The 23,216-nt window shown below is 25.9% G+C and carries 26 protein-coding genes and 2 tRNA genes; all 28 read right to left on the bottom strand.

What is annotated here, in order from left to right; translation table 11 throughout:
* Nucleotides 1-39 precede the first annotated feature (39 nt).
* Complete coding sequence (locus tag OMES3154_RS03925) at nucleotides 40-1,035, bottom strand: YeiH family protein (RefSeq protein WP_197271490.1); 996 nt, start codon at nucleotides 1,033-1,035, stop codon at nucleotides 40-42.
* Between the two features lie 10 nt (nucleotides 1,036-1,045).
* Nucleotides 1,046-1,630, bottom strand: a complete 585-nt coding sequence (ruvA, locus tag OMES3154_RS03920; protein ID WP_156683491.1) for a Holliday junction branch migration protein RuvA — start codon at nucleotides 1,628-1,630, stop codon at nucleotides 1,046-1,048.
* Entirely contained in the window at nucleotides 1,608-2,345 is a 738-nt protein-coding gene (gene murI / locus OMES3154_RS03915) for a glutamate racemase (protein ID WP_156683490.1), read from the bottom strand. Before murI ends, ruvA begins: the two co-directional genes overlap by 23 nt.
* Nucleotides 2,345-3,157 carry a Cof-type HAD-IIB family hydrolase gene (locus tag OMES3154_RS03910; RefSeq protein WP_156683489.1) on the bottom strand — a complete coding sequence of 271 codons (813 nt, stop codon included), beginning with the start codon at nucleotides 3,155-3,157 and terminating at the stop codon, nucleotides 2,345-2,347. The genes murI and OMES3154_RS03910 overlap by 1 nt, the downstream gene beginning before the upstream one ends.
* On the bottom strand, nucleotides 3,157-3,975 hold the full coding sequence (locus OMES3154_RS03905; protein WP_156683488.1) for a hypothetical protein: 819 nt from the start codon (nucleotides 3,973-3,975) through the stop codon (nucleotides 3,157-3,159). Before OMES3154_RS03905 ends, OMES3154_RS03910 begins: the two co-directional genes overlap by 1 nt.
* A 1-nt stretch (nucleotide 3,976) precedes the next feature.
* Nucleotides 3,977-5,008: a rod shape-determining protein gene (mreB, locus tag OMES3154_RS03900; protein WP_156683487.1), complete on the bottom strand. Its 1,032-nt coding sequence runs from the start codon at nucleotides 5,006-5,008 to the stop codon at nucleotides 3,977-3,979.
* 9 nt (nucleotides 5,009-5,017) lie between these two features.
* Nucleotides 5,018-6,373: a cysteine--tRNA ligase gene (gene cysS / locus OMES3154_RS03895; RefSeq protein WP_156683486.1), complete on the bottom strand. Its 1,356-nt coding sequence runs from the start codon at nucleotides 6,371-6,373 to the stop codon at nucleotides 5,018-5,020.
* A gap of 9 nt (nucleotides 6,374-6,382) precedes the next feature.
* Complete coding sequence (locus OMES3154_RS03890; RefSeq protein WP_156683485.1) at nucleotides 6,383-8,722, bottom strand: endonuclease MutS2; 2,340 nt, start codon at nucleotides 8,720-8,722, stop codon at nucleotides 6,383-6,385.
* Nucleotides 8,723-8,778: 56 nt separating this feature from the next.
* Nucleotides 8,779-8,854 (bottom strand) — tRNA-Thr (locus OMES3154_RS03885).
* 24 nt (nucleotides 8,855-8,878) lie between these two features.
* Nucleotides 8,879-8,954 (bottom strand) — tRNA-Thr (locus OMES3154_RS03880).
* A gap of 46 nt (nucleotides 8,955-9,000) precedes the next feature.
* On the bottom strand, nucleotides 9,001-10,431 hold the full coding sequence (gene purB, locus OMES3154_RS03875) for an adenylosuccinate lyase (protein WP_156683484.1): 1,431 nt from the start codon (nucleotides 10,429-10,431) through the stop codon (nucleotides 9,001-9,003).
* A gap of 8 nt (nucleotides 10,432-10,439) precedes the next feature.
* On the bottom strand, nucleotides 10,440-11,726 hold the full coding sequence (locus tag OMES3154_RS03870; RefSeq protein WP_156683483.1) for an adenylosuccinate synthase: 1,287 nt from the start codon (nucleotides 11,724-11,726) through the stop codon (nucleotides 10,440-10,442).
* On the bottom strand, nucleotides 11,719-12,258 hold the full coding sequence (gene hpt / locus OMES3154_RS03865) for a hypoxanthine phosphoribosyltransferase (protein WP_156683482.1): 540 nt from the start codon (nucleotides 12,256-12,258) through the stop codon (nucleotides 11,719-11,721). The genes OMES3154_RS03870 and hpt overlap by 8 nt, the downstream gene beginning before the upstream one ends.
* Nucleotides 12,259-12,303: 45 nt before the next feature.
* Nucleotides 12,304-12,570, bottom strand: coding sequence for a 30S ribosomal protein S16 (rpsP, locus tag OMES3154_RS03860; protein ID WP_156683481.1), 267 nt, complete (start codon nucleotides 12,568-12,570; stop codon nucleotides 12,304-12,306).
* A gap of 29 nt (nucleotides 12,571-12,599) precedes the next feature.
* Nucleotides 12,600-13,925 carry a signal recognition particle protein gene (gene ffh, locus OMES3154_RS03855; protein ID WP_156683480.1) on the bottom strand — a complete coding sequence of 442 codons (1,326 nt, stop codon included), beginning with the start codon at nucleotides 13,923-13,925 and terminating at the stop codon, nucleotides 12,600-12,602.
* A gap of 1 nt (nucleotide 13,926) precedes the next feature.
* Complete coding sequence (ylxM, locus tag OMES3154_RS03850; RefSeq protein ID WP_156683479.1) at nucleotides 13,927-14,247, bottom strand: YlxM family DNA-binding protein; 321 nt, start codon at nucleotides 14,245-14,247, stop codon at nucleotides 13,927-13,929.
* Between the two features lie 60 nt (nucleotides 14,248-14,307).
* Nucleotides 14,308-14,889, bottom strand: coding sequence for a ribosome biogenesis GTP-binding protein YihA/YsxC (gene yihA, locus OMES3154_RS03845; protein WP_156683478.1), 582 nt, complete (start codon nucleotides 14,887-14,889; stop codon nucleotides 14,308-14,310).
* Nucleotides 14,886-15,461, bottom strand: a complete 576-nt coding sequence (coaE, locus tag OMES3154_RS03840; protein ID WP_156683477.1) for a dephospho-CoA kinase — start codon at nucleotides 15,459-15,461, stop codon at nucleotides 14,886-14,888. Before coaE ends, yihA begins: the two co-directional genes overlap by 4 nt.
* Before the next feature lie 39 nt (nucleotides 15,462-15,500).
* Nucleotides 15,501-15,938 carry an IS200/IS605 family transposase gene (gene tnpA / locus OMES3154_RS03835; protein ID WP_156683476.1) on the bottom strand — a complete coding sequence of 146 codons (438 nt, stop codon included), beginning with the start codon at nucleotides 15,936-15,938 and terminating at the stop codon, nucleotides 15,501-15,503.
* A 10-nt stretch (nucleotides 15,939-15,948) separates the two neighbouring features.
* Entirely contained in the window at nucleotides 15,949-16,479 is a 531-nt protein-coding gene (locus OMES3154_RS03830; protein WP_156683475.1) for an adenine phosphoribosyltransferase, read from the bottom strand.
* On the bottom strand, nucleotides 16,472-16,708 hold the full coding sequence (locus OMES3154_RS06655; protein WP_407938969.1) for a transporter associated domain-containing protein: 237 nt from the start codon (nucleotides 16,706-16,708) through the stop codon (nucleotides 16,472-16,474). Before OMES3154_RS06655 ends, OMES3154_RS03830 begins: the two co-directional genes overlap by 8 nt.
* Before the next feature lie 114 nt (nucleotides 16,709-16,822).
* Entirely contained in the window at nucleotides 16,823-17,299 is a 477-nt protein-coding gene (locus tag OMES3154_RS03820; RefSeq protein ID WP_156683474.1) for a CBS domain-containing protein, read from the bottom strand.
* A 54-nt stretch (nucleotides 17,300-17,353) separates the two neighbouring features.
* Nucleotides 17,354-18,322, bottom strand: coding sequence for an alpha/beta hydrolase (locus OMES3154_RS03815; protein WP_197271489.1), 969 nt, complete (start codon nucleotides 18,320-18,322; stop codon nucleotides 17,354-17,356).
* On the bottom strand, nucleotides 18,312-19,169 hold the full coding sequence (locus tag OMES3154_RS03810) for a bifunctional 5,10-methylenetetrahydrofolate dehydrogenase/5,10-methenyltetrahydrofolate cyclohydrolase (RefSeq protein WP_156683472.1): 858 nt from the start codon (nucleotides 19,167-19,169) through the stop codon (nucleotides 18,312-18,314). The genes OMES3154_RS03815 and OMES3154_RS03810 overlap by 11 nt, the downstream gene beginning before the upstream one ends.
* Complete coding sequence (locus OMES3154_RS03805; RefSeq protein WP_156683471.1) at nucleotides 19,156-19,824, bottom strand: redox-sensing transcriptional repressor Rex; 669 nt, start codon at nucleotides 19,822-19,824, stop codon at nucleotides 19,156-19,158. Before OMES3154_RS03805 ends, OMES3154_RS03810 begins: the two co-directional genes overlap by 14 nt.
* Nucleotides 19,817-20,749: a methionyl-tRNA formyltransferase gene (gene fmt / locus OMES3154_RS03800; RefSeq protein ID WP_331458791.1), complete on the bottom strand. Its 933-nt coding sequence runs from the start codon at nucleotides 20,747-20,749 to the stop codon at nucleotides 19,817-19,819. The genes OMES3154_RS03805 and fmt overlap by 8 nt, the downstream gene beginning before the upstream one ends.
* A 9-nt stretch (nucleotides 20,750-20,758) precedes the next feature.
* A complete protein-coding gene (def, locus tag OMES3154_RS03795; RefSeq protein WP_156683470.1) occupies nucleotides 20,759-21,268 on the bottom strand; it encodes a peptide deformylase in 510 nt (169 codons plus the stop codon).
* 13 nt (nucleotides 21,269-21,281) lie between these two features.
* Nucleotides 21,282-23,213 (bottom strand): replication restart helicase PriA, encoded by a 1,932-nt coding sequence (priA, locus tag OMES3154_RS03790; RefSeq protein WP_156683469.1) that lies wholly within the window; start codon nucleotides 23,211-23,213, stop codon nucleotides 21,282-21,284.
* Nucleotides 23,214-23,216 lie beyond the last annotated feature (3 nt).

The raw sequence follows: 23,216 nt of genomic DNA, 5'->3' as shown, positions 1-23,216 counted from the left end.
TTAGTTTTTTTTAAAGTAAAAAGGACCAAAGGTCCTATACTACCATATATTCATTAAGCTTTGCATTATTAAACTTACCGCTATTATTGAAACCCAACAAGAAAAACCTACTAAAAATGCTACTCCTCCTGTTTTTATTAGATTTACAATATTTGTCTTATACCCTATGCTTACCATTGCCATTATTATTAAAAATTTTGATAATTCTTTAAACGGCTTAAATATACTTATAGGAAAACCAAAATATACAAATATGCTTGTTATTAAACTAGCTAATACAAAAAAGATAATAAATACTGGAAATTTCTTTTTCCCATTATTTTTACTTTTATTTAAATGAGCAAGGCCTAGTACTATTGGAATTATAAACAAAGTTCTAGTAAGTTTTACTGTTACTGCCTTATCTAGTGTTAAACTACCTAAGTTATACATATTATCCCATACTGATGCTACTGCTGTTACTGATGATGTATCATTTACAGCAGTTCCAGCAAATAAACCAAAAGCATCTGGTGTAGTTGTTGAAAATGCTAGTAATTTACCTAATATTGGGAAAGTAAATGCTGCTATTACATTAAATAAAAATACAATTGACATAGCTTTTGCTATTTCATCTTCACTTGCATCTATTACATTTGAGCTAGCTGCAATTGCTGAACCACCACATATTGAAGATCCTACTCCTATTAGCATACAAACATTTGTATTTATATCTGTGAACCTATGAATAATATATGCTACTATCAATGAAATTGATATTGTTGAAATAATTATTGGAAGTGATTCAATTCCGGTTTTTAATACTTCATTTAAATTTAAGCCAAATCCTAATAGTATTACAGCATACTGTAGTATTTTTTTTGATGTGAAATTTAATCCTTTATCTAATTCTTTATTATAATAAAATAAACCTAAAATCATTCCAATTATTAGCCCAAATACAGCTCCACCTACTATTTTATACATATCTCCTATAAATTTTGAGATTATTGCTATAATAAAGCAAAATAAAATACCTTTATAGTTTTCTTTCATATTTCTCACTTCACTTAATTTTATTCCCTATTTTTTTTAGTATTAACTTCATTAACTTACCACTATCATTAATTTCCTGAATTTCACTATCACTAATATATTTATCTATATCAACATTTGCGTAACCTAGTGATGATAATGCTAATTTTAACTCATTTTTAATAATTTTAGATTCAAATAAGTTATTGTCAACTTCAATATCATCAAACTTATCTTTTAATTCTATTATTAACTTTTGTGCTTTTTTTACTCCTAATCCTGGTACGCTACTTAGCATTTTATGATCATTTGCATTAATAATTGATAAAATTTCTTGAGTTGTAAAACTAGATAATATTGATAACGCAATTTTTGGTCCTATTCCACTAACTGATATTATTTTAATAAATACTTCTCTTTCTAGTTTAGTATAAAATCCATATAGCCTTATATCATCTTCTTTTACTTTTTGATATATGTATAATTTTACATCTTCACCTTCAATTTTTTCATATGTTTTAAAGGGTATATATATTAAGTAAGCAAGACCAGAAATGTCTATAGCAACGTATTCTAAGTTCTTTTCAACTACTTTACCACTTATGTATTCGTACATCTAAATCCTCCGTTTTTAATATATCTTTTAATTGAGTTTTAAAATATTCTAATTTATCAGATGTTATAAACACATCTTTTTTATTATCATTAATATTTTTTAAACTTAGCGACTCACTTAAATATTTTGCTGGATCTAATAAACTAATATCAGGGTATAGCTTATAAATATATTCACTAAGTAAAGGAAAATGAGTACAAGCTAATATAATATTTGTATTTTTTGCCATATCAGGACTAATATATTCTTTTATAACATCTAATACATTACTTTTATCTAAATTTTCAGCACAATTAACTAACTTAGGTGCTGATACAACATGCTTTAATTTATCTAAAAGTATTTCTTGATAAACATTAGACCGAACAGTCATATTAGTTGCAATCAAGCTTAAATTACTATATTCATTAGCATTTAAGTAATTAGTTATAGGTTCTATTATAGAATAAATATCTATATTAAAATTTTTTTCTAAATACTTTTTTGAAACTGAGCTTGCTGTATTACAAGCAATTATTAGAGCTTCTATATCAAAATTCATTAAGTATGTTGTAATATTTTTTGTAAATTCATTTAACTCTTTTTCAGTTTTTTCTCCATATGGAAAATTTTGTAAATCCGCAAAGTAAATAACTTGAACATTTGGGTATTTTTCCTTTATTTTTTTATAAACAGTAATACCACCTATTCCTGAATCAAAAATACCTATAGCCATTATTTTATCCCATAAATTTCTTTTAATTTCTTTTGTAATCCCTCATTTGCATTAGAATCAACTACTTCTAATTCTTTTAATTCTTTTTTTAGTGAATCTGGAGCGTTCCCCATTATATATGCTTTTTTAGCTAGTTTTAACATATTTACATCGTTATATCCATCTCCAAAAGCTATAGCATTTTCAAAATCAACCTTATTTATCTTAGATAATTCTTTTAAACCTTCTGATTTATCAACGCTATTTGGAAATATTTCAAGACAGAAAGGTAAAGTAAATGCATAATTTATACTGTCTTTAAACTCCTTTTTTATATCCTCTAATAGTAAGACTAATTTATCGTGATCTGATATATAGAACACCTTATCTGTATTATTTATGTTTAAGTCTTTTTTTTCTTTAACATAAAACTTCCAATCATCATCTTGCCACTCAAGCATCTTACTACCTTCTTTATATGCTTCTACTCCTGACCACATTTCATCTTCTATTAGATTTAAATAAGTATTCTTATCATACTTTTTATAATCTAGATTTATTAATCCTTCTACTATTTTACTATCTAATGTCTTTTTAAATACTGTTTCTTTATTTGTATTAGTTAGCTCTGCACCATTAGATGTAATAAGTTCTGGAGTAAAATCAAGTTTTTCTGCTATTCTTTTAGCATCTACATAGTTTCTTCCAGTTGCTAAAATAATTCTAACACCTTTTTTATTTAAATAATTTAATAATTTTATACTATCCTCACTTATATCGTGATTTTCTCCTAATAATGTACCATCTAAGTCACTTATTACCGTGTTATACATTAAACCTCCTCTTGTACTATTGATAAAAAAAGATAAATCAATATCTTTTTATTCACATTATTTTTTATACTATTTTTTAGATTTACTAATATTTCATATACTTTTTTATCTACTTTAAACGCAATTAAAACTAATATTCTATTAAAAAATAGTAGTAAATTATCTTTATCTTGTGATAATAGATTTTGAATATTTGAAATAAATAAAATCTTATCATCTAATTTTGAAAATTTACCTTCTTGTACCAAATAAATTATACTTAGGTTATATGATACAAACTGATATATGTTTTTTTCGCTTGATTTAAAATAATTTTCTATATTTTGATATGCCTCTTCTAAATTAGATACTTTATAATCATCTAAATTAATATTTTCATCAGTAAACCTTTTAATATACCCGTAATCACCGTCTAAAATACTATATATTTTATCACTAACATCAATTACTTCTGGCTTTATATATTCTTTTATACATCTTGATAAAATTGTAGGTAATATCTTGTCTTTATTAGTTGATATTAGAATAAAAAATGTTCCATTTACAGGTTCTTCTATAGCTTTTAATAAGGAATTACTTGCTTCTACTCTAATATTATCAAAATCTAATATAAATATCTTTATTCCTTTGTATGAAGATTCTACACTTTTTTCAATTATTTCTCTTGTATCTTTTATTTTAATATTATCATAATATCTAACATCACTTTCTACATACTCAATGTTATTATCTGAAAATATTTTTCTAGCTCTGTTATATGCATATGATTTTAAATCCACCCTCTTATCAGAATAAAGTAGTATTGTACTTGATAACATACTAATTCTCTTTCATTTGTAATGTATGTAGTAATTTAGTATTATCAAATGCTAAACCACCACCTAAAACTACTGAGTCTAATGGATTATCAGATAAGAATACCTTTACCTTAGTTTCTTTTTCTAATAAGTCAGTAAAGTTATGTATAAGTGATCCACCACCTGTCATAACTATACCATTATCTAGTATATCAGATGCTAGTTCAGGTGGGCATTTTTCTAAAACATCTTTTGTAGCATTTACTATTTTATATAAAGAATTTTCTATTGCTTCATATATTTCATTTTCACTTATTGTAATTGAATCTGGTGAACCTATTAAAAGATTTAACCCCTTTACTTCCATAGTTTCAGGATTATCTTTTTTAATAGCTGTACCTAAAGTTTTTTTAACTCTTTCAGCAGCTCTATCACCTATTAATAAGCTATATTTATTTTTAATATATTTAACTATATCATCATCAAATGTATTTCCTGCAATTTTAATAGATTTACTTGCTATTACTTCATTTAATGATAAGATTGCAATATCCGTACTACCTCCACCAATATCTACAACCATATTCCCATTAGGTTTTGAAATATCAATTCCAGATCCTATTATAGCAGCTCTACCTTCTTCTATAATATATACCTTTTTAGCACCACTTACAGCATCAAATAAAGCTTTTCTTTCAACAGAACTTACTTCTAATGGTACACATATCATAACTTCTGGCTTAAATAATGAAGCACCGTAAATTTTACCTATAAACTCATTTAACATTTGACGAGTAACATCAAGATCTGCTATAACTCCTTCTTTTAAAGGCTTAATAGCTAGAATGCTATCTGGAGTTTTTCCTAACATCTGTCTTGCATCTTTACCTACTGCTATTACTTTTCCTGTTTTTTTATCAAGTGCTACTACACTTGGCTCATTTAAAACAACTTTTCTTTTTTGTTTATCATATATTAAAATATTAGCTGTACCCAAATCAATGGATATGCTTTTTTTTATTCTTAACATATTTAAAAATTTTGTAAAATTCATATTTAACTCCTATTTTTTATCGTTAATGTCAATATCAATTTCTTTTAATCTATCTCTGATATAGTCAGATAAATTATAGTTTTTTTCATCTCTTAATTTTTGTCTAACTTCTAATAGTATATTTAAAATTTCATTATTATTCATCTCAATTTCCTTATCTAATTTAACTCCTAACACATTTTCTATGTAGTAAACAAGCCTTTGACCAAGTGGTCTAAGGTTTATTTTCTCGTTTTCGCTAAGTAACTTATTACCACTTTTTATTGCTTTTGATATACTTGCTAAGGCTTTTGGAGTATTTAAATCATCTTCTAAAGCTTTATTAAATTCAGTTTCAAAATCTTTAATAACTTCTTCTACTAAACTAGAATTATTTTCAGTTTCATTATTAAATTTAGCTATTTGTTTTTTTATATTAAAAACTGTCTTTTTAGCTATTATTAACTCTTCTTTACTAAAATTTTGTGCCTTTCTATAATGGCTTGTTAAAATAAAGTATCTTACAACTTCACCACTAAATTCTTTTAATACATCATGAAGCAGTAAAAAATTACCAGTTGATTTACTCATTTTTTCATTATTTAATGTAATGTATGCATTGTGCATCCAATATTTAACAAAAAATGATTTTTCATTTGTAGAACATACTGATTGTGCTATTTCATTTTCATGATGTGGAAATATTAAATCCTGACCTCCTGCATGTATATCAATATTTTCTCCTAAATATCTATTTATCATTGCACTACATTCTATATGCCAACCTGGTCTACCTTTTGAAAATGGTGAATCATAATATGGCTCGTTTTCTTTTTTCCCTTTCCATAATACAAAGTCCTTTTCATTTTCTTTATCAGTTAAATCTATTCTAACCCCTTTATTTAATTCATCTAGTTTTTGATTTGATAACTTACCATAATTTTTAAATTTATCAATAGAAAATAGGATATCATTTTCCTTTTTATATGCATAGCCATTATCTATTAACTTTTGTATCATTTCAATAATTTCTGATAAATTTTCAGTAACCTTTGGTCTTATTACATCTTTAATTAAATTTAAATTATTTGTGTCTTCTATAAAAGCGTTTATATACTTTTTAGTTACCTCTTCTATCGATATATTCATTTCATTTGCTTTTTTTATTATCTTATCATCTATGTCAGTAAAATTTTGTACAAATTTTAGCTTATATCCTTTATGCATAAGAAACCTTGCTAGTGTGTCAAATACTACAATAGGTCTAGTATTTCCAATATGAATATAGTTATATACTGTAGGTCCACAAACATATATCTTAACTAAATCATCTGAGATAGGTTTAAATTCTTCTAAACTATTTGTTAAAGTATTATATATTTTCATCTATTTCTCCTATTTTAAATTAACTATGGTACATCCTTTACCACCTTCAGTTTCATTAGCATCAAAAAAATCATTTACATATGCAGATTCTTTTAAGTATTCTCTAATTTTGGATCTTAAAACCATTGTTCCTTTTCCATGAATTATATATACACTATGATAGCCTCCTAGTGTTGCTTTATCTAAAAAGGCTTCTATTTCATGTATAGCATCTTCAGCGTATTTACCACGTACATCAATTTCATGCTTAGTACCTGATGCTTTGTAGCTAATGCTTCCTCTTTTTTTAGCTACATTTTTTTTATCTATCTTTTTAATTTCTGCTATTGGAACTAATAACTTTAATATACCTGCTTGTATTTGTACAGAATTCTTATTTTCAACTATATTAATTATTATTGCATTTTGGTTAATAGTTTTAACATAAACTTCTTCTCCAACTTTAAAGTCTATCTTTTCTTTATTTAATTTAGTTTTATCTTTAATTTTCTTTTTATCTTCTCTAATTGAATCATATAGCATGTTTATATTTCTTTGAGCATCTTTTATGTTTTCTTTATTAGATTCTTCTTTATTTATCTTATCAATTAAAGATTTTGCTTTATTTTGCATTTGCCTTATATACTCATCTGCTTTTTGTATGCTTTCTTCAATTATTTTTTCTTTTTGCATTTTTAGATTTGATATTTCGTAATCAAGTTCTTTTTTCTTATCTTCTAATTCTAGTTTTAAATCCTCAATCTCTTTATTTTTTTTCTCTAGTATGTCATTTTGACTTTTTATAGCCAGAATCATTTTTTCAACACGCTTATTATCATCACTAATATATGATTTTGCATTTTTGATAATTTCATCGCTAATTCCATAATTTTTAGCAATAATTAAAGCGTTACTTTCCCCTGGTATACCTTCAATTAATCTATATGTTGGGCTTAATGTAGCAACATCGAATTCCATTGAAGCACTTTTAATATTTTCACTTTCAAAAGCATGTGCTTTAACTTCGCTATAGTGAGTCGTAATTATTCCAAAGACTTTTTTATCTCTTAAATAGTCTATTATTGCCATAGCAAATGCTGAGCCTTCTGTTGGGTCTGTTCCTGAACCTAACTCATCTAGTAGTACTAGACTTTTACTTGTACACACATCAACTAGATGAGAAATTGATCTAACATGTGATGAAAATGATGATAGATTTTGCTCTATACTTTGTTCATCACCAATATCAGCTAAGACATTATCAAACATTCCAATAACTGTTTTATCACTTGCAGGAATTGATAGCCCTGATAAAGTCATTAAAGTAAGTAATCCAGCTACTTTTAGTGTAACAGTCTTACCACCTGTATTAGGTCCTGTTATTAGCATTATTCTTTGATCTTCTAAAAGACTAAAACTAAGTGGTACTACCTTATTTTTATCAAGTAGTGGATGTCTTGCATCAACTATGTTTAATATAGGTTTTTGTGCTATTTTTGCAATATTACATTCATATTTATTGCTAAATAAGACTTTTGCATTTAAAAAGTCTAAGTTCTTTATAGTTTCAAATACATTTTTAATATCATCTCTATTTTTTCTTAAATACTCACTTAGTCTAATAAGTAGTCTTCTTATCTCTTCTCTTTCTCTTGATTCATATTCACGCATCTTATTATTTAATGAAACTATAGATAATGGTTCTATAAATACCGAGTTACCACTAGATGATCTATCATGTTCTATTCCTTTAATTAAGCCTTTAAAATCAGATTTAATATTTATAACATATCTATCATTTCTTGTTGTTATTATCTTATTATCTATTGCATTTTGTAAATTTGGATCATTAAATATATTTTCAATTTTTTCTTTAATATTTTGATTAATTATTTTCTTTTGTCTTCTAATATCTAAAATATTTGAGTTTGCTTCATCTTTAATATTAGCTTTTTCATCAATTATTTCGTCGATTACTTTTTCCATTTCACGAGTATCAATATTTAAACTAAAAATATCATTTATTTTTTTGTATTTTTCCTTAACTGCCTTTGCCCTATTTTGTGATTTTCTATAAATTGCTAAATTTATTCTAATATTTAATAAATCAATAGCTTCTAGGTAACTTCCTAATATTTCTAATTTTTTTAATTCATGATTTATATCTTTAATTTCTTCTATATTAAAACCACCATCGTATTTATAAAAATCAATTAGATCTTGCAATAATGATAGTTCATATTCTAAGTCCTCTTTTTTATTATATATTTGTAAATCAATAAATTTTTCCTTTGTTTCGTTAAAATATGAAAAATCAACTAATTCGTTTTTTATTTTATAAAATTCTAGTATATCCTCATAACTTTTCATATAATCACCTCAACTTTTATTATATCATAATGAAGTAAAAAAAAATAGGCATATTATGGTGCCGCTTGTCGGATTCGAACCAACCACCTACTGATTACAAGTCAGTTGCTCTACCAAATGAGCTAAAGCGGCATAAAATTGCCTAATATATATAAATGGTGCCGCTTGTCGGATTCGAACCAACCACCTACTGATTACAAGTCAGTTGCTCTACCAAATGAGCTAAAGCGGCGTACTAACAAAGCTATTATATACAAATATAGTAGCTTTGTCAAGGCTTATACTTTTAAATCTTCATCATTTTCTATTATATATTCTTTATTTTTTTCAATTACTAAGTCAATATCTTTAATATAGTCTAGTACTTGTTCTACTGAAAAGCCTATGTATTTTTTGGGATCTAGAATATCAGATAATTCTTCTTTTGTAATTACAAGTCTATTATCTTCAATAATCCTGTCAATTAATCTATTTTCATTTCCTTCTAATTTAATACTTTTAGTTTCTTCCATAGATAATTGTCTTATTATTTCATGTACTTCTTGTCTATCCATACCATTTTTCACAGATCTCATTATTATATTTTCTGTTGCCATAAATGGTAATTCTCTTTTAAGGTTTTTCTCTATCATCTTATCATAAACTACTGTATCACTTAATATATTGTATAAAATGATAAGTATGCTATCTATAGCTAAAAAACTTTGAGGATAGCTTAATCTTTTATTGGCTGAATCATCTAAAGTTCTTTCAAACCATTGAGTTGCATGTACTAAATGTCCATTTAATTCTTCACTTATTACAAATTTAGATAAAGATGAGATTCTTTCACATCTCATTGGATTTCTTTTATATGCCATTGCACTTGATCCTATTTGATTTTTTTCAAATGGCTCTTCTAATTCTTTTAAATTTTGAAGTAATCTAAAATCATTTGTAAATTTATGCGCACTTGTTGCAATTCCAGTAAGTGCTGATAATACTAGGCTATCTTGTTTTCTATCATATGTTTGACCAGAAACTTCTTGTCTTTTTTTAAATCCTGCTTTTTTTGTAACCAATAAATCAAGCTTTTTAAATTTATCATAATCTCCATTAAATAGCTCTTTAAAACTAGCTCCTGTTCCTGTCGTTCCTTTAACACCACGAAATTCAAGTAAATCTATTCTTCTATTTATTTCTTCTAAATCAAACATAAATGATTTTAGCCACAGTGTTGCTCTTTTACCAACTGTAGTTAATTGTGCTGCTTGATAATGTGTGTATGATAAAGTTGGTATATCTTTATACTTAATAGCAAAATCTCTTAGTTTTATTATTACATTTAATAGTCTTGATTTAGTTAATAATAGGGCTTCTTTTATTTGAATTAAATCAGTATTATCTCCTACGTAAGCACTTGTTGCTCCAAGATGAATTATTGGCTTTGCAATAGGAACTAAATCTGAAAAAGTGTGTACATGTGCCATTACATCATGTCTTAATTTTTTTTCATATTTTTTTGCTAAATCGTAATCAATATTGTATATATTTTCTTTCATTTTAGCAATTTGTTCATCTGTAATTACATCTATTCCTAATTCTTTTTCTGATTCAGCTAAATAAACCCATAATTTTCTCCAAGTACTAAATTTAAAATCTGGCGAAAATATGTATTGCATTTTTTCACTAGCGTATCTTTCAATTAACGGATTACTGTATTTATTCATTTATCCTCCTAAAATTTGGCTCTATATATATTTTGAGTTCTTTCTGGTCCTACTGATATCATAGATATTTTAGTATCTAATTCTTTTTCTATGAATTCAACATATTTTTTACAGTTTTCTGGTAAATCATCATAATTAGTTATCTTAGATATATCCTCTGTCCAGCTATCTAATTCTTTGTATATAACCTTAACTTTTGTACTTTTTCTAATCCAACTAGGATATGTCATATATTTCTTACCATCTATTTCATAAGCAACAGCTACTTTTATCTTATCAAGACCTGTTAGCACATCTAATTTTGTTAAAACTATATCTGTTAGACCATCTATCATAACTGTATATTTACCCATTACTAAATCTAACCAACCACATTTTCTTGGTCTACCTGTAGTAGCTCCATATTCGTGTCCTATTTGTCTTAGATTTTCACCTAATTCGTTATCAAGCTCTGTAGGGAATGGTCCTTCTCCTACTCTTGTTGTATATGCTTTCATAACCCCTATTATTCTATTTAGTTTATTAGGAGCTACTCCACTACCAATACATACTCCACCAGATGTTGGTGATGATGATGTTACATATGGGTATGTCCCATGGTCTATATCTAACATCATTGCTTGTGCACCTTCAAAAAGTACTTTTTTACCATCTTTTATAGCTTCATTTACTTCATATACTCCGTCTATTATTTTGTCTTTTAGTTTATCTGCTAGTTCTAAGTACATATTAAAAATTTTGTCATAATCAAATGTTTTTTTACCATATCTAGTTAGTAAGTCATTTTTTTCTTTTAAATTCCATGAAAGTTTACTAGCAAATCTTTCTTTATCTAGTAAATCTCCCATTCTTATACCATTTCTTGATATTTTATCATTATAGCAAGGTCCAATTCCTCTTAAAGTTGTACCTATCTTATTTTCACCTAATTCTTCTTCTTTGGCTTTATCTATAGCTATGTGATATGGCATTATTACATGTGCTCTTTCATCTATGTATAGTTTATCTACTTTTAAGCCTCTTTTTTCTATTTCATCAATTTCTTTTAGTAAAACAACTGGATCTACTACAACTCCCGCTCCTATAATACATTTTCCTTTAGAACTCATAATCCCTGATGGTAATAAGTGTAATATGAATTTTTCTTCACCAATTACTACTGTATGACCTGCATTATTTCCACCTTGAAATCTAACTACATAGTCAGCTTCTGGAGCTAATACATCTATTATTTTACCTTTTCCTTCGTCACCAAATTGTGTACCTACTATTACATATGTATCAAAATTATTCATTATCTTCACCATCTTTCACAACTTTTCCTATATAGCTAAGAGCTCTATGTTTTTGAGCATAATCTATTCCGTATCCTACTACAAACTCATCTGGTATGATAAATCCAACATAATCAACAAATACATCAGTAACTCTTCTTTCAGGTTTGTCTAAAAGTGTACAAATTCTTAAAGACTTTGGATTTCTTTCTTTTAATATCTTTGTAACTTTAGATAAAGTAAATCCTGTATCTATTATGTCTTCTATTATGATAACATTTTTTCCTTCTATATTTACATCAAGGTCTTTTAATATCTTTATTTCTCCACTTGTTACCATACCTGAACCATAACTTGAAACACTCATAAAATCAATTTCAGATACATTATTTATTTCTCTTGCAATATCTGCTAAAAACATAACTGAACCTCTTAAAAGACCTATTAATAAGACATCTTCATTATTTAAGTCTTTATTTATATTATCAGCTAATAATCTAACTTTATTTGCAATTTCGCTTTTTGCTATCATTTCTTCAATATGATATTTCATTTTCCACCTCTTTAACTTAAAAAGACAGTTATCAAAAAACTGCCTCTATTTTCTTTTAGATTCTTCAAATTTAGCCCAAATTCCCATTTTAGTTAATAACGATTTAACTGTTTCAGTTGGTTGTGCTCCATTTGATAAAAATCTTAAAGCTTCTTCTTCATTTATTTTTACTTGATTTTCACTTACTAAAGGATTGTATGTTCCTAAATAAGCTATTGCTTTTCCATCTCTTTTTCCTAATGCTTCCATTGCTACTATTCTGTAAAAAGGTGTTTTCTTTCTACCCATTCTTGTTAATCTTAATTTAACCATGTTTTTATACCTCCAAATTTATTTATATATTATCTTGGAAATTTCCCAAATCCTGGAATATTTCCACTATTAAACATTTTCATCATTTTTTTCATATTCTCATGTTGCTTAAGAAGTTTATTAACATCTGCTACCTCTACTCCACTACCTTTTGCAATACGATTTTTTCTTGAAAAAACTTTTAATAATTGAGGATTTCTTCTTTCTTCTAATGTCATAGAATATATGATTGCCTCAATTTTTTTCATTTCCTTTTCTGCGTTAGCCATGTCAAAATCTCCAAGGTTAACACCAGGAATTAATTTTAAAATACCACCAAGTGAGCCCATTCTTTTTATCATTTTAAATTGTTTTAAGAAATCTTCAAAATCAAATTGATTTTTTCTAAACTTTTCTTCCATTAATTTAGCTTCTTTTTCATCAATCGCATCTTTAGCTCTTTCAACTAATGATACAACATCTCCCATACCAAGTATTCTTGATGCTAATCTATCTGGATAAAATTTAGATATCTCATCTAATTTTTCGCCTTCACTTATATATTTTATTGGTTTACCTGAAACTTCTTTTATTGATAAAGCAGCTCCACCTCTTGTATCTCCATCTAATTTTGTTAATACAACACCATCTATTACTAGAGTTTCATTGAATTTTTTAGCAACATTTACAGCATCTTGCCCTGTCATACCATCAACAACTAATAATATATCAGTGGGACTTGCCATAGCTTTTATGTCTTCTAACTCCTTCATTAAAGTTTCATCTATATGTAATCTTCCTGCTGTATCAATTACTATGGTTGTAGCTTCAATATCACTTGCTTTTTCTAATCCTTTTTTAACAATTAATAAGGCATCATTTGAATCATTTATAGTAAAAAATTCTACTCCTATTTGTTCTGATAAAACTTGTAATTGTCTTTTAGCTGCTGGTCTATATACATCAGCACCAATTAGTATTACTTTTTCTTTTTCTTTTTTAGAAAGTTTTGATAATTTAGCTGCAAATGTAGTCTTACCAGCACCTTGTAATCCAACTAACATAATTATATTTTGCTTATTATTGTTTTTTGGATTTAATGAAACATTTTGCCCACCTAGAACTTCAACTAATTCATCATGAATTAGCTTAATAAACTGTTGTCTAGCATTTACTCCCATTATTACTTTAGAACCAAGTGATTTTTCTTTTATTCTATTAACAAAATCTTTTGTCACCTTATAATTTACGTCAGCTTCTAATAAGGCTAATTTAACTTCTCTTAATACCTCTTGCATATTAGATTCTGTTAAAGTAGACTGTCCACTAACTTTTTTCATAAGTCCTTTTAATTTATCACTTAATGCATCAAACATTTTAATATCCTTTCACTTTAGAAATAATCTTAGTAAGATTTTCTCTACTAAAGTTTTTATCTAAGTCTTCTAACATATTTATGTATTCTTCTTCTTTTTTTAATATACCTAATTTTTCTTCAAAAAAATCTAATTTAATGCATCCTTTTTTTATATTCTCAAATACAGCTTGTCTACTGATATTAAGCGCTTCTGCAATTTCAGAAAAGGAATTGTCTTCCTCAAAAAATGCACTCATATATTCTTTTTGCTTATTACTTAATAAGTCCTTATATATATTAAATAAGTTTGAATACTTTAAAAATTCATCTATTTCTCTCATAACTTCTATATATTACACTATAAAAATATTGTTGTCAAGTTTTTTTTATTGACAAGATAGTTAATTATTTAATTTTTCTTCAATAAAATCTAAAATCTCAGTAGTTCCTGTGTTTTTTAGTGATGAATGGAAAAATACATCTTCATTATCAAAAACTAATTTCTTTCTTATTTCTTTTAATTGTCTAAATTTTTCATTATTAGATAATTTATCAATTTTAGTAAATACTATATAGTATTCTACCTTATAGTATTCTAAGTATTCGAGCATTTTCATATCTTCCTCGCTAGGTATTCTTCTTATATCAAGTAGTAAAAATATAACTTTATCTCTTTCACTTGATAAATAAGTTTCCATAATGTTACCCCAATTTTTTTTAACTGCTGCAGGAACTTTTGCAAAGCCATAACCTGGCAAATCTACCATAAAAAAACTATCATTTATCTTAAAAAAATTTATAAGTTGTGTTCTACCTGGTGTTTTACTTGTTCTTGCTAAATTTCTTCTTGATAGTAATGTATTTATTAGTGAAGATTTCCCTACATTTGATCTACCTACAAAGGCAAATTCCTTATTTATAGTCTCAGGATAATCTTTTAAAGATACTGATGACTTTATATATTCTGCTTTTTTTATATTCATTTTTTAAACTCCTTAATAATATAGTCATGTACATAAGATAAATCTTTATCTGTTTTTATAACTATATCTGCTTTTTTAATTTTTAACTCTTGAGGCATTTGCTTATCAATAACTTTTTTAGCTTCTATTTTAGTCTTATTATCTCTTTTCATAATTCTTTCTATTTGTGTTTTTTCATCAACATAAGTTACAATTACCTTATCAAATTTATTTTCTAAATTCAATTCAAATAGTAAAGGAACTTCAATTACTAGATTAGTATTATTTTCTCTTGCTTTTTTTATTTTACTGTCCATAATATCTAAAATGTTTTTATGTAGTATACTATTTAGTATTTCTAACTTATCCTTGTTTGAAAATACAACTTTTCCTAGTTTTTTTCTGTCTATTTCGTCTTCATTATTTAAAATATTAGAATCAATTTTAGCTAAAATTTCATTTTTTATATTTTTATCAAATAAAAGCTCATGTCCAAGTTTATCAAGTTCCAATATATCATATCCTAAATTTTTAAATTCTTTTAAAATATTAGATTTACCACTTGCTATACCACCTGTTAATCCATATATCATATTATTCTCCTAATAATATAAAATGCACCATAAAGTGCATTATTTATCGTCACAATCTATTTTATGTTGGTGATGTAATTCATCACATCTAATTATCTTATCAAGATAATGTAGTACTAAATCTTCTGATTCTATACCTACTGTCATTAAAAAGTATTGAGCCTCCCATACAGCTCCAGTACTTAGCATTTGTCTTATATCCTCATAATTATTTTTTATTTTTCTGCTACTAGCACTTTTAAATGCATTTATGAACTTCGATAAATTTGTAGTGGGATAACACTCAAATTTAAAATGTAAATGATCTTCTTCGTAATGTACGTCTAAAAACTTAACTTGATAATTATCTGCAATTTTTTTAAATGTATCTATACAAAATTCAGCAATTTCTTTTCTAAATATTCTTTGCTTGTTTTTACTAACTAAAACTAATTCATAATGCAGTGCAAATGCTGAATGATTATATTCTTTTATCAATTTTTACTCCTTAATATTTTAATATTGAATAAACACTATAGTCCCCAATAAGTTCTCTTCCTTTTAAATCCTCTAACTCTATTAAAAATGCTAATTCATATATATTAGCCTCTAATTTATTCATTAAATTAATCATTGCCTTAGCTGTTCCACCTGTAGCTAATAAATCATCTATTATTACAACCTTAGCACCTTTTTCTATTGCATCTTCATGTACTTCTATTGCATTAGTACCGTATTCTAATGTATATTCTTCTCTTACAGTTTTTGCTGGTAGTTTTCCTGGTTTTCTAGCTGGTACAAATCCTGCCCCTATATTATATGCAAGCGCAGCACCAAAGATAAATCCTCTTGCATCTGCTCCTAATACATAGTCAATTCCTTTATTTTCATATCTTTTTGTGAAATCCTCAATAATTAACTTTAAACCTTTTTTATCTTTTAGAGCTGTTGTTATATCTCTAAATAATATACCTTCACTTGGAAAATTTGGAACAGTTCTTATCATTTCTTCTAATTCTACTTTTTTTAAACTATTCATTATCGCTACCTCCTGCATTAAAAAGTACTAACTTTACTTTTTTTATTCTCTTATTTTCTAATTCTAGAATTTTAATAACATAATCATCTGTTGAAATTATGTCATTTATTTCTGGTACTTTACCAGATGCATATTGTACATACCCTGAGATTGTATCATATTCATCTGAAATTGGGATTGAAATTTGTAATTCTTCATCAACATCTTCTACTAATTTATCCCCTTGTATTTCATAAATATTTTCTGAAATTTTTACTAAATCATCAACTTCTTCATCGTACTCATCTCTTATTTCACCTACTATTTCTTCTAGTATGTCTTCTATTGAAACAAGACCTGAAGTTCAACCATATTCATCTATTATTATTGCAATATGCTTGTGATTCATTCTAAATTCTTCTAATAATTTTGAAATTGATTTTGTTTCAGGAATATAGAAAGCTTCTTTCATATATTCACCAACACTTTTTTTAGAATCTATTTTTAGTATATCTTTTATGTATAATATACCTATAATATTATCTATGCTTTCTTCATAAACAGGAATTCTTGAAAATCCTTTTTCTATTATATCATCAATTACATCTTCTAATATATCCTTTTTCTCAAGTGCGTATATAGAAGTTCTTGCTGTCATAATTTCTTTAACATTAGTGTCAGAAAATTCTAGCATGTTACTTTTAATTTCACTTTCTATGTTATTTTCATTTGTAATATTTATTTCATCTAGTTTTTTTTCTTTTCTTTCTTTAAAAAATATATAGAATAGTGATACTGTAATTATTACTTGTAAAATTGCCAGTATTATTGCTCTTTTCATTGTTTTCTCCTTTTACAGTTTATATTATTATATTTTTTATATCTTGTCAAATTTCTAATTGAATTTATCTAAAAATTCTATAGTTCTTATTACTGACTCTCTTGCTGTAGATATGAAAGTTAGGATTTGAAAATCATGAAATAAGCCTTTAATTCCTACTAATTTTACTCTAGGCAGTTTTTTTGCTAGTATTTTTGAATCATCAAATAATACTTCATCCATACCAACTTCTATATATGTTGGTGGGAAATTATTAAAATTGTTATAATAAATTGGTGAAATGTAGTAATCTTTTTTGTTTTCTACATTTTTATAATAATCATTATCTTTCAATAGATTTATAAATTCATAATCTTTATTATGTACACTACCTATTAAAATATCTTTATTTTTATTTTTTGTTCTACTATCAACTGTAAAACTTATATCTAGAAATGGTGAGTATAGAACAATTGAATTTACTAATTTTTCTTTATTTTCATTTCTTTTTATTAAAGTTGACATAACTAGATTAGCACCTGCACTATCTCCTAATGCGTTTACTTTTTCATATCTATTCATTAAATATTCTAGACCATCATAAGTTTGATCGTTTGCAATTGGGTATCTAGCACTATCTAATATATCATAATCTAAAAGTGCAACATCATAATTATCATTATTGTTTATAAAGAATTTAGCTAAATTTCTATAAATATTAGATAAAGGATATACATAAGCTCCTCCATGAACTATATATATTACACTTTTATTACTTTTATTTTTAGGTGCAAATATCTCTAATTTTGCTTTTTTAAATACTAATTTTTCATATGAAATATTACTATCACCTTTTTCTTTTATTTCAAGAGCTGTTAAACTCTTAGCATTTTGTAAAAACTTCTCCTTATCTATATTTATATAGTCTAAAAAACTTATAACAGCTAAAACATCCTCTTTTAAATCTATTTGTGTCAAAGAACAAGATAATATAAAGGGAAAGATAGCTAATAGTTTTACTATATTTTTTATTTTACTTTTCAACATTTCCCCTTTCAAATGCAAGTATTATATTTTCCATTAAAGATAAAACTGTAATCGGTCCAACTCCACCTGGAACTTTTGTTATATATTTTGCATTTCCTTCTTTTATTATATTATCAAAATCAAAGTCGCCTTTTAGTTTACCATCTACTCTACTTATTCCAACATCTAATAATATACTACCCTCTTTTATATATTCTTTTTTTATTAATGAAGCTACTCCAGTAGCACTTATTACAATATCTGAATTTTTTACTTTACTAGCTAAATCTTTTGTTTTACTATTACATACTTGAACTGTAGCTCTTTTATTTATTAGTAAATTAGCTAGCGGTTTTCCTACAATATTGCTTCTACCTACTATACATATATCTTTTTTTTCAACATCTTCATTTATTTCATCTAGTATTTTTATAATTGCTTTAGCTGTACAAGGTATATAGTTAGCTTTATCTAGTACTAATTTCCCCATATTTGTAGAACACAGTGAATCTACATCTTTTATAGGATCAATTAAATCTATTAACTCTTTATATTCTAAATGATTTGGAAGTGGCATTTGTAAAAGAATAGCACTAACATTGGTATCTTCGTTTAAATCTTTAATTATTTTTTCTAGTTCTTCTTTTCTTATATTTTCATCTAATGATATTACATCATTTAGTATACCTATTTCATCAGCCATTTTTTCTTTAGATTTAATATATGATTTTGTTGCTAAATCATTTCCAACTACTATCATTTTAAAATTAGCTTCCTTTTTATACTTTTTTTTCAAAGCATTATACTTATTTTTTAAAATAGGTAGCTCTTTTTCTATAATATTTTTTGTATTAATTATTTCCATATTTTATATTTTTATACTTTCTCCAGAAATTTAACTCTTGTAATTTAATTGAAAAATCAATTTCAACTGTTGCAATATCTTCTGGTAGATGTAATCTTTTTGTAGTTAAATTTAAAATTGCTTTTATACCGTATTCTATTAATTCTTCTGATACTTCTTGTGCAAATTCTCTATTTACTGCTAAAATACAAGATGTTATTTTTTCTTCTTTTATAAACTTAGCTACCTGAGAATAATCTAAAACTTCTAAACCTATTTTTTCTACTTTAGTACCTATTTTATCCTTATTATTATCAAAAATACCAGTAATTACAAACCCTTTTCCTAATACATCTGTATTTGAACTAAGTAGTCTACCCATATTACCAAATCCAATAATTATCACCTTATTATCTTCATCAATACCTAGTATAGATTCAATAATATTTATTAAATGATCCAAATCATAGCCTTTTGATCTAACACCAAATTCTCCAAAAGTAGATAAGTCTTTTCTAACTTGCGATGCAGTTGTATTCATTTTAGTTGCAAGTTCTACAGAATTTACTCTATCTTTTTTCTTTTTAATATCTTTTAATACTCTTAAATATTTTGTAAGTCTTCTTACCATCTTACTTGAAATATCTTTTGAGTCATATTTGATTTTTTTATGCATTTAAAACATCTCCTAAACTTATTTTTCTTCCGTTTATTAAATCAAATCCACCTATTATTTTTTTTCCTGGTAGTTGAACTTTTTTAAGCCTTATTGCACCACCATTCACTTTTACTACAGGTCCTTTTTTTTCTAATTTTACAACTTCCCCAAACTTAGCGTCAAAATTTTCATCAACTTTTTCAACTTCATATATTTTTAAAACTTCATTATTTAATATGGCGTACGAAACTGGTTTAGGATTAAATGCCCTTACCATATTAAATATTTGCTCTTTTTCTTTAGAAAAATCTATTAGTGCTTCTTCTTTTTTTATTGGATAAACGAAACTTTTTAAACTATCATCTTGTTTTTCTCTAGTTTCAGTACCAGATATTAGCTTATTTACAGCTATATCTAAAGGTTTTACTGATAAAATTGCTAATTTATTAGTTAAAGTTTCTAAATTATCATCTTCACTAATTTCTATACTTGCTTTTTCTAGCATATCACCAGTATCTAAACCTTCATCTATCATCATTATGGTAACTCCCGTTTCTTTATCACCGTTTAAAATTGCATTTTGTATTGGTGAAGCCCCTCTATATTTTGGAAGAAGTGACGAATGTATGTTTATTATTCCAAGTCTTGGTAAGTCTATTATATTTTTAGGTATAATTTTACCATATGCAGCTACTACTATTAAATCAGCATCAAAGCTTTTTAACTTTTCACATACAGACTCCTCTTTTAGACTTTTAACCTGTATGCATTCAATATTATTTTTTATAGCATATTCTTTAACAGGTGAATACTCTACTTTATTCCCTCTTTTGTTTAACTTATCCTCTTTTGTATAAATTGCAACTAGTTTTGTATTTTCTTTTAAGTAATCTAGTGCATTTATTCCAAAAGAAGGTGTACCCATAAAAATAGTTTTAATCATTTATATCACCTAATATGTAATTGGCTTAGAATTTCTTTTTAATAAAGCCAATTTTTTTCTAATTAAGTTTTTATTTATATTTGATATTCTATCTATGAATAAAAAGCCATTTATATGATCTAATTCATGTTGGAAGCATTTTGCCCATAAACCTTCTAAAACTTCAACTACTTCTACTCCATCTTCGTTTAAGTATTTCACTTTAATTTTATCTGGTCTTCTAACTTCTTTATATATTCCTGGAACAGATAAACAACCCTCGTCCATTGGAACGTCTTCTTTGGATAAGACCTCAACAATTTCAGGATTTATGCATTTTCTTATAACATCATCTATTTCCATTACAAAATATCTTCTATTTATATCAACCTGATTACTAGCAAGTCCTATACCATTTGCCAATCTCATTACTCTAACCATATCATCTAATACAGCTTTTAATTCATCATTTATTTCATTATCAATAAGAGAAGTTGATTTTTCTCTTAACACTTTAGAACCATATATTTGTAAATCCATTTAATTTCCTCCTTTATGTTGGGTCAACATCTACTAATACTTTCATACTTGATTTTACATCTAAATTATCTATAATATTTTTTAATATTCTTTTTACCTTATTTTCATTTGCTTTTTCAAAATACATTATTATATTTTTTCTATACCTATTAGATACCATATATATATATTCATCATTTAACGCAGTTATACTTGCTAATTCATTTAGTGCACCATATACTTTTATATACAATTTATTCGAAAATTCTAATAATCTTTTTTCATTTTTATCTGTTATTAAAATTTTTATTGCTTTTGTAAATGGTGGGAAATTAAGTTGCCTTCTAGTTTCCATTTGACTGTTATACATATATTCATAGTCGTTACTAATAACTGCTTTTATTAAATCAGAGTCTTTATTAAAACTTTGAATTATTACATAACCTTTTTTATCAGCTCTACCGCTTCTACCAGCTGCTTGAGTTATTAACTCAAATGTTTTTTCTTGTATTTTAAAACTTGGTATATTTGATAGTTCATCTGCATTTAAAATACAAACTAATGTTACATTTGGAAAGTGAAATCCTTTTGCTATTATACTAGTACCTATTAAAATGTCGTACTTATAATCTAAAAATTCATTGTATGCTTTTAATATTTTCTTATTTGTATTCATTGTATCTGAATCCATTCTAAGTATTCTGTTCTCATCAAATATTTCACACAATTCTTCCTCTAGTTTTTCAGTACCATATCCTAATTTTATTAAATTTTGACTATTACAATTAGAACAACTCTGTTTATACTTATACGTAGTCTCACATTGCTTACACTTTAATATATTCTTTTTTGCATAGTATGTTAAATTATATGTACACTTTTTGCATTCTTGTATTACTTTACAATCATTACACTTAATAGCTATTGAATATGCTTTTCTGTTTAATAATATTATGACTTGCTCTTTTTTTTCAATTTTTTCATTTATATTTTTAATTAACTCATCAGTTAAATAGCTGTCATATTTATTTAAATCAACTATAATGTATTCTGGCATAGCAACATTATTATATCTATTTAAAATATTATGCTGTTTAATAAGGCCGTTTTTTACATGGTAAGTTGTTTCATATGATGGAGTTGCACTTCCTAGAATTAATTTTGCATTTTCTAACATAACTCTTTTTATTGCAACATTTTTTAAATGATACCTTGGTCTATTTTCCTGCTTATAGCTTGAAGATTGTTCCTCATCGATTATTATATATGCTAAATTTTTGACCTCTTGAAATATACAGGATCTTGTTCCTAATAGTATCTTTTTTTCACCAATTTTAAGACTCTTTCTATATTCTTCTTTTTTCTTTTCGCTTAATTTACTATGCCATATTGCAAGTTCGTCTTTAAATGCGTCATTTAGTCTTTTTAAAAACTGTGGTGTTAAAGATATTTCTGGGATTATAAAGATGACTGACTTATCCTCAATTAGTGCTTTTCTTATTATATCCATATATACTATAGTTTTACCACTACCTGTAACCCCATTTATTAAATGAAACATTTCACTTGAATTTACTATATCATCTGATACTTTTTGTTGTTCGTCATTTAATTTAAATTTTTCATATTCTTTATTAGAAATAACTTCATTTATCTTTTCTTCACTATTTTCTCTTGAATAATCAATTAGTGGTATTAAACTAGAATAAGGTTCAAGATAATAAGAGTGTATAAAATTTATTAGAGAAAAAAGATTTTTATTTAATTTATCTTTTTTTACTTCTAAAATTTCTTTAATTTCATAGTCTAATTTTTTTTCATCTACATTAACTTTTCCTACTACAATACCTTCATTTACTTTATTTGCTAAACTTACACTACAAAAAGTTCCATTTTCAATTTCTATTTCACTTTTATATGTAAATAGCATATTTCTTTTTCCAACTTGTATATTGTAATAAAACATAAT

The sequence above is a fragment of the Oceanivirga miroungae genome, assembly GCF_902505095.1.
Taxonomy (GTDB): domain Bacteria; phylum Fusobacteriota; class Fusobacteriia; order Fusobacteriales; family Leptotrichiaceae; genus Oceanivirga; species Oceanivirga miroungae.
Note: the sequence above shows the minus strand (reverse complement) of the source record. Positions and strands in the feature narration are given on the sequence as shown.